The sequence below is a fragment of the Candidatus Methylomirabilota bacterium genome (assembly GCA_035260325.1).
Taxonomy (GTDB): Bacteria; Methylomirabilota; Methylomirabilia; order Rokubacteriales; family CSP1-6; genus AR19.
In genome coordinates, this window is the sequence record DATFVL010000090.1 from 1 (window position 1) to 7671 (window position 7671).

9 protein-coding genes are annotated in these 7671 nt (G+C 67.5%); 2 read left to right on the forward strand and 7 right to left on the reverse strand.

Translation table 11 applies throughout. The annotated features are described in order from the left end of the window. The 7 genes from VKG64_06365 to VKG64_06395 form a co-directional block, all read right to left on the reverse strand. Positions 1-1288, reverse strand: a 1288-nt coding sequence (locus tag VKG64_06365; protein ID HKB24664.1) for an extracellular solute-binding protein, incomplete at its 3' end; no start/stop codon positions are given. A 161-nt stretch (positions 1289-1449) separates the two neighbouring features. Beyond that, complete coding sequence (locus VKG64_06370; GenBank protein HKB24665.1) at positions 1450-2448, reverse strand: ArsA family ATPase; 999 nt, start codon at positions 2446-2448, stop codon at positions 1450-1452. Beyond that, entirely contained in the window at positions 2445-3428 is a 984-nt protein-coding gene (locus tag VKG64_06375; protein HKB24666.1) for a TRC40/GET3/ArsA family transport-energizing ATPase, read from the reverse strand. Before VKG64_06375 ends, VKG64_06370 begins: the two co-directional genes overlap by 4 nt. A 2-nt stretch (positions 3429-3430) precedes the next feature. Continuing rightward, on the reverse strand, positions 3431-3706 hold the full coding sequence (locus VKG64_06380; GenBank protein ID HKB24667.1) for a hypothetical protein: 276 nt from the start codon (positions 3704-3706) through the stop codon (positions 3431-3433). A gap of 13 nt (positions 3707-3719) precedes the next feature. Beyond that, positions 3720-4013, reverse strand: a complete 294-nt coding sequence (locus tag VKG64_06385) for a hypothetical protein (protein ID HKB24668.1) — start codon at positions 4011-4013, stop codon at positions 3720-3722. Positions 4014-4077: 64 nt separating this feature from the next. Continuing rightward, on the reverse strand, positions 4078-5871 hold the full coding sequence (locus VKG64_06390; protein HKB24669.1) for a carbon starvation CstA family protein: 1794 nt from the start codon (positions 5869-5871) through the stop codon (positions 4078-4080). A gap of 16 nt (positions 5872-5887) precedes the next feature. Continuing rightward, positions 5888-6232, reverse strand: a complete 345-nt coding sequence (locus tag VKG64_06395) for a hypothetical protein (GenBank protein ID HKB24670.1) — start codon at positions 6230-6232, stop codon at positions 5888-5890. A gap of 180 nt (positions 6233-6412) precedes the next feature. Between VKG64_06395 and VKG64_06400 the strand changes: the two genes are divergently transcribed. Both VKG64_06400 and VKG64_06405 read left to right on the forward strand, forming a co-directional pair. Beyond that, positions 6413-6703 carry a hypothetical protein gene (locus VKG64_06400; protein ID HKB24671.1) on the forward strand — a complete coding sequence of 97 codons (291 nt, stop codon included), beginning with the start codon at positions 6413-6415 and terminating at the stop codon, positions 6701-6703. A 63-nt stretch (positions 6704-6766) separates the two neighbouring features. After that, positions 6767-7671, forward strand: a 905-nt coding sequence (locus VKG64_06405) for a radical SAM protein (protein HKB24672.1), incomplete at its 3' end; no start/stop codon positions are given.

The window sequence follows — 7671 nt, forward strand, 5'->3', positions numbered from 1 at the left end:
TGAGCCCCGTCATGGCGTCCGCGATCACGGTTTTGGTGGGCACCCCCGTGCAGGCCTTGGCGAACATGTCGATCACGATCCACTTGTTGACGACTTCGCCCGCCTTGCGGTCCGCGGGCGCCGGCCAGGACACGAGCTTTCCGGTTTCCAGCACACGCAGGTCGGGCTTGAACCGCGGCTCCTTGTCCCACTCGGGATCGCGGTCATAGGCATGGAGGAACGGGGCGTGGTACATGAAGGCGGACCTGTACCATGCCGCGACCTGCTTCGGGTCCATCAGCCAGCGCAGGAAGTGCTTGGCCGCTTCCGGATCCGGCGTGTGATTGAAGATGCCGTGGGTGACGGGCACCAGGCTGTGGAAGCGTCCCTTCGGCCCCTTGGGGTTCAGCGCATGGTCGATCACCTTGCCCATGTCCGGCAGATCGCGCTTGGCGGAGATCAGGATGCTCATGGCGTTGTTGGTGCACGAGATCTGGCTGGTCAGGAACGCCTTGTTGTTGGCGGGATCCAGCCAGCCGACGCAGTCGTCGAGGCAGGCATCCTTGTACAGCTTGCGCACGTAGTCCACGGCGCGCGCCGTCTCCGCGGAGTCCAGCGTGATCGTCTTGCCATCCTTGGCGACGACCTGCCCGCCGAAGCCCCACAGGAGCGGCAGGAGCCAGGAGTTGTTGTCGGCGAAGCCATGGCCCATGGACATCCCGTAGGGGTGGCCGGCTTTCTTCAGCTTGGTCCCGGCCTCGAGGAACTCCTCCCAGGTATCGGGGAAGGTGTGTATCCCGGCGGCGTCGAACCAATCTCTGCGGTAGACCATCGTCTGGCCGATGTTGCCGAAGGGCACGGACTTCCACTTGCCCCCCCACACCGAGAGGTTCTTGATCTCCGGGTACCATCCACCCTGCTGGCGGCCCACTTCCTCGGCGATGTCCGACACGTCCAGCAGGCCTTCCCGGTACAGCCACTCCTGCTGGACCCAGGCCGCGTCCACGGGCGCCTTGCTCTCCACGATCGACACCGTGCGGGGCACGGCCGATCCGCCCGCCGCGACGATCTCGTAGCTGAGCTTGATGCCGGTTTCCTGCTGGTATCGGGGTATCAGCACGTTCTTGAAGTGCTCGTCGAACTCCTTCACGTACGAGCTTTCGCGCATGAACGTGATCTGCGCGGGCTTGGCCCTGGCCTCGCGCGGGCGCCAGCCCGCGCCGACGGTGGCGCCGGTGGCGCCGGCCGCGGCGAGCTTCAGGAAATCGCGGCGCGACGTGGACCCACGAAAAGAATCGGAGCGAGCCATTTGTCCCTCCCCATCCCGCCGAACCCTGGTGGCGATGCGGCTCCCTTGGTCGATGCGCCCGAGGATTCGCCCGAAGAGGCGCCGTGTCAAGTGGCTTTCGGCCAGCTGCAAGACGAACTCCCGGGCGTGCCGAGGGGCCGTCCGGCGGAGACGCGCTCGGGTCAGGCGAAGAGCGCGCCGGCGGCCGTGTCCAGCATGCGCGTCCCGCGCACCTCCTGGTCGAACAGCGGGACGATCGCGCGGACGCCGTCGCCGAACTTCTCGCGGATCGTGACGAGGTGCTCGTCCTGCATGCCGATCCGGTTCCGCACGAACTCCGGCACGTCGCCGCCGAGCGCCTGGCGGTCGAGCACCATGTTCACGACCACGCCGCCGACCGGGATGCCGAACTCGTGGAACCAGCCGATGAACCGGCTGATGACGGCGATCGGCAGCGCCTCCGGCAGCGTCACGAAGAAGAACGCGGTCTTCGCGTCGTCGGTGAGCAGCCGCCGCGCCTGGCCCATGCGCTCGCGGAAGCCGAGCAGGTACTCGAGCAGCGGGTCGGCCTCCTTCTTCTTGGTGAACGAGAGCATCTCGCGCAGCGTCCGCGCCTCCTCGCGCGACTTAAGCATCTTGTCCACCCAGAGCGAGTAGACCTTGGACATGCCGAGGAGCCGGCGGGCGTTGGCGGTCGGCGCCGTGTCGAAAACGTACACGTCGTACTCGTTCTTCAGCATCAGGTCGACCATGTTCTCGAACATCGCCGACTCCTCGAACGCCGGGTTCATCGTGGCCGACTCGACGAAGTCGTCGGCCTTGGTCGAGATGTCGGCGAACTTCAGGAACCACTGGATCTTCTCGCGGATCTCCCGCTTCGAGCGCTCGATCGTGTCGCGCGTGTCGATCTCGTAAGCGAAGAGCCCGCCGACGCCGGTCACCGCCGTGTGACGCTCGGCCACGTTCTGGCCGAGGAGCCCCGAGAGACTGTGCACCGGGTTGGTGGAGGCGAGCAGGGTCCGGCGCCCCTGCCTGGCGAGCCAGAGCGCGGTCGTGCCGGCCATCGCCGTCTTACCGACGCCGCCCTTGCCGCCGAAGAAGAGGTACTTGAGCTCGCGATGCGCGGCGAGGTAGCCCGCCATCGACGTCCGGATCGGCACCTGGGAGGCGACGAGGTTCATCCCCGGTCCTCCTCGAAGAGCCGCCGCGCGAGGCGCTCGATCATCGGCAGGCCGGTGACGTCGCGCTCCATCTCCGGCACGTACGCGAGCACCTCGCTCCCGAACGAGCCCCGGATGTCCTCCAGGTACTTCTTCTGCATGGTGATCCGGTTGCGGAGGTAGGGCGGGATGTTCCCCTGCCCGAGGTCGGCGGGCAGGACGCGGTTCACGACATAGCCGGAGATCGGTACGTCGAACTTCGCGAAGAGCTCCGCCGCCTTCTTGGTGTCGAGGATGATCATCTCCTCCGGCACCACCACGAAGAAGAAGGCCGTCCGCTTCTTGTCGGTCAGGATCTGGGACGAGGCGTTGATGCGCTCCTTGATGTACATCAGCTCGCCCAGGATCTGGTCCTCGGCGATCGTGTCCTCGCGGCGCATGGTCGCCGCGACCTGGTCGTACTGGCGCATGTCCTGCCGGAGCTTCGTGATCTTGTTGATCCACTCGTCGTAGACCTTCGCCATGCTGAGGTAGTAGAGCGCGTGGCCGAGCGGGACCAGGTCGTAGATGTAGTAGTCGTAGTCGCCCTTGACGATGATGTCCACGACCGCGTCGAAGATCGCGCTCTCCTCCATCGCGGGCTCCGCCGAGGCGGCCGCGATGTAATTGTCGATCTCCTCGGGGACCTTGTCGAAGCCGTACATGTCCAGGATCTTCTTGCGGATCTCCTCCTGGTAGTCCTTGATCCGCCGGTCGGCGTCCACCTCCTGCGCCCAGAGGTTCTCGATGATCGGCACGGGCCCCTTGCCGAAGATGTCCCGCTGGAAGATGTCGGAGAGGCTCGCCTGGGGATCGACCGAGAAGAGGAGCACGCGCTTGCCCTGCCGCGCGAGCCAGAAGGCGCTCGTCGCCGAGAGCGTCGTCTTGCCGAGCCCGCCCTTGCCGCCGAACATGATGTACCGCCGGTCCGGCTGGCTCTCGAACACGGTCCGGAGCGACACGGCTAGCCCAGGACGTCGGTGACGTCGCGCTCGCGCAGCATCCGGCGCTTCCAGCCGGCGATCTGCGGCGTGACGTAGGGCAGGAGCCGGAGCGCGTAGTAGGGCGGCAGGATCGGCACGCCGAGCAGGTCGCCCATCGTGATCAGGATGAACAGGTGCTCCATGCTCGCCCGCGTGCGGACGGCGTGCCGGGTCATCTCGTGCGAGGACATGCCGTAGACGATGTCCCGGAACACGCCCAGCACGCCCTTCTTCTTCGGCTTCGTCTCGTCGGCCATCGCTCTCTCCGTCTCAGAGTCCGTGCAGGTCGTACTCGTCCTTTTCCCAGAATTCCCGGCGCCGCGCCATGTGCCGTTTCCACGTCGCGATCTCGGGCACGACGTACGGCAGCAGCCGGAGCGAGTAGACCGGCGGCAGCACCGGCACGCCGATCAGGTCGCCGAACGTCACGACCATGAAGACCGCTTCGAGCTCGTGCCGCATCTCCACGGCGTGCCGGGCGAACTCGTACCCCGTCATGCCGTAGAAGAACTTGGAGGCCGCCGCCCTCAGACCGGTGAGGCGCTCCGCGAAGGAGCGGGTCATGCCGGCTCCGCGATCCGGCGCCCGGGAGAGCCGCGGCTCCCCCGGGCGCCACGTGAGAAGCGCGTCAGGCGCGCGCCGCCGCCGGCCTCGGCTGCGTCACCGGATGGCGGCGATAGCGCTGGAACGCGCGCCAGCCGTCGATGCCGATGAGGACCGCCGCCGCCACGAGCAGCAGCGCCACGAGCACCATCAGCCCCGAGCCGACGACGGGGATCATGCGTCCCGCCGCGAGGTTAGGGTTGTAGACGTTCGCGTAGATGTTGTACGCGGTGACCAGGAGCGACGCCAGCGTCGTGAGGTACATGAAGAGCGCCGGCAGGCCCGCGTAGAGCCAGTTCTTGCCGACGGACGCCAGCCACACGGTCACCAGCAGGAGCGACAGCGCCGCCATCATCTGGTTGGCGCCGCCGAAGAGCTGCCAGAGGTAGACCCACGTCCCGGTCATCATCAGGAGGATCGCCAGCGCGACGCAGATCAGCGACGCGACGTGCTGGTTGCGGACCGGCGGGATCACGTCGCCCAGCCACTCGCTGAGCGTGATCCGCTGGACGCGGAACAGGAGCTGCGTGACGACGAGCACGATGACGATGAAGGCCGCGAACGCGAGCGACGTCGCGTACTGGATCGGCAGGCCCCAGACGCTGATGAACCCGCCGAGCCCGGTCGCGAAGGCGCCGACCGGCGCGCCCTTGGCGCCGACGGAGACGGCCAGGAGCGCCAGCAGGCCGAGCAGGAACTCGGCGAACATCGAGCCGCCCCCGATCGGGAGCATGTCGGCCTCGTTCTGGATCTGGCGCGCCGTGCCGACCGCGCCGAAGAGCGCGTGCCATCCAGAGATGGCGCCGCACGCGATCGTCACGAAGAGCATCGGCCAGAGCGGCATGATCCCGGCCGGACCGAGCTGCACGTTGAAGCCCTTGAAGGCGGGGATGACGAACTGCGCGACCTCGGGCTTGAGGAATGGCGCCACGAGGGCGCCCGTGAGGCCGAGCACCATGGAGAGCGCGGTGATCCAGAAGCCCACGTAGATGACGGGCTGCGCCATGCGCCAGATGGGCAGCACCGAGCCCGCGTAGCAGAACGCCGAGATCGCCAGCGCCCAGAAGAGCAGGCTCGGCATGAGCTTCGCGTCGGCGCCCTTGAAGTTCGCGAGCGTGGGATCGAAGTAGGTCACGAGCGGCGCGCCGCCGGACAGGCTGTTGAGGCCGGCGTTGAACGCCTTGAAGACCTCCTCCGTGAAGCCGCCGCCGAGGATCGCGATGAGCGTCACGCCGACGGTCAGGACCGTCGCGCCGACGAGCCCGGTGCGCCAGCGGTAGAGCATCTGGCCCAGCAGGAGCCCCATCACCGTGAGGACGATGACGCCGAGCTGGGTCTTCGGCTGCGCCTCGAGCACGGTGGCCATGATGCCGACGAACGCGCCGGCCACGAGCAGGAGATAGAAGAAGATGAACACGAAGAGGATCGACCGCGTGCGCGGCGACACGAGCCGGTGCGCGATCGCCGAGAGGCTGTTGCCCTCGTTGCGGACCGAGATCACGATCCCGCTGTAGTCGCTGGCCCACCCGAGGAACGACACGCCGAGGATCAGCCAGATGATCGCCGGCAGCCAGCCCCAGAGGTTGGCGGCCACGATCGCGCCGATGATCGGCCCGGCGGCGGCGATCGACTTGAAGTGGTAGCCGAACAGGATGTTCCTGTTCGTCGGCATGAAGTCGACGCCATCCATGTAGAGCGTGGCGGGCGTGGCCCGCTTCGGATCGGCCTGGATGACGCGGCGGTCGATTCGCCGGGCGTAGAGGGTGTACGCGAGGTACACCGTCACCGCCCCGATGATGACTGCCAATAAGGTATTCATCCTGCCTCCTCCTTGGTCAGTGTGCGTTCGATGACGGCGACCGGGTCGCGGATGGCTCCTCCTTTCGACGGAGCGCCTGGGCGATCAGGGCGTCCACCCGCGAGAAATCCGAGCCGACGTATCGCTGGCCCTCGATCGCGAAGGCCGGGTAGCGCCAGAAGCGGTGGACGAGGGACTTGACGAACCCTTCGAGCGACGCGACGTCGATCAGCCGGATGCGGACCCGCTGGTCGAACTTCTCCGGCAGCGTGCCCGCCCACGTGGAGAGGTCGTGGAACTCGGCCTTGAGGTCGTCCGGCAGGGCCGACTGGGCGAGGTCCCGCTGCACCTTCTGCCGGAGCCCCATGACCTGCCAGGTCACTTCGCAGTGCTTTCAGTGGTTGTACTGGGTGGGGACGTAGGTGACGATGTCGACGCGGACGGAGCGGTCCAGGGACATCGAGGTCATCGACCACCCTCCCCCGACGAGCCGTTAACTACCGGCCATGGCTGCGAGAATACTACTATAGGCGAGCGTCCTGGACCGAACTTTCGGGGAGCCATGACGATGGGGAACGACAGGTGGCTGGAGCTGGACGACGAGGCACTCGAGCGCCTGCTGGTCGAGCGCTGGCTCACGCGCGGCGTGACGCTGGCGGTCATCCTGATCGCCGCGATCGCCGCGACCTGGCTCGGCCTCCGCGGCGTCGAGACGCTCGCGGATCACGTGACCGTCGGCGTCTTCGTGGCCCTGGCTCTCGCCGCGGGGGTCGTCGGCTTCACGATGCGCCAGGAGGATCTTCGGATCATCCGCGAGCTGCGCCGCCGGCGCGCCGCCTCGCCGATTCCTTGACGGGCGTCGGGGCTCGAAGGTAGAGTCAGACCGACCGGTCGGTCTGACGGAGGGAGCCCTGCCGTGCACTTTGCCGACAGCCGTTTAGCGCCCGTCTGGGACAGGGTCCAGGCCGGCCGGCGCCTCACCCGCGACGACGGCCTCCTCCTCTTCGAGACCGACGACCTCCTGGGCGTCGGCCGCATGGCCGACCACGTGAAGTCGCGTCGCGAGGGCGACCGCGTCTACTTCGTCATCAACCGCTATATCTCGCCTACGAACGTCTGCGTGCTCTCGTGCGCGTTCTGCGGCTTCGCGCGGAAGAAGGGTGAGGCGGGCGCGTTCGAGTACACGGCCGAGGACATCGTCGGGATGGTTCGCGACGAGGTCCGCGAGGTCCACATCGTCGGCGGCCACCACCCCGACTGGCCGTTCGAGTACTACGAGGGCGTCGTCGCGGCGCTCCACGCCGCGCGCCCCGACGTGCAGATCAAGGCCTTCACCGCGGCGGAGATCGATTACTTCTGCCGGCGCTCGAAGCTCGAGCCCCGGGAGGTGCTGACGCGCCTGCAGGCCGCGGGGCTCCAGACCATGCCGGGCGGCGGCGCCGAGATCTTCTCGGCGCGCGTGGCGAAGCTCTTGAAGTACACGGGCAAGGCCGACGCCGAGCGCTGGTGCGAGATCCACGGCCTCGCCCACTCGCTCGGGATTCGGACGAACGCGACGATGCTCTACGGCCACATCGAGACGCGCGAAGAGCGCGTGGACCACCTGCTCCGCCTGCGCGCCCAGCAGGACGCGTCGGGCGGGTTCCTGACGTTCATCGCCCTGCCCTACCAGGTCGGGACCACGAGGCTCGTGCCGCGGCCCACGCCGCCCGCGGACAACCTGCGCACGATCGCGGCGGCACGCCTGCTCCTCGACAACTTCCCCCACGTCGAGGCCTACTGGGTGCTCCTCGGCGAGGAGACGGCGTCCATCGCGCTCCA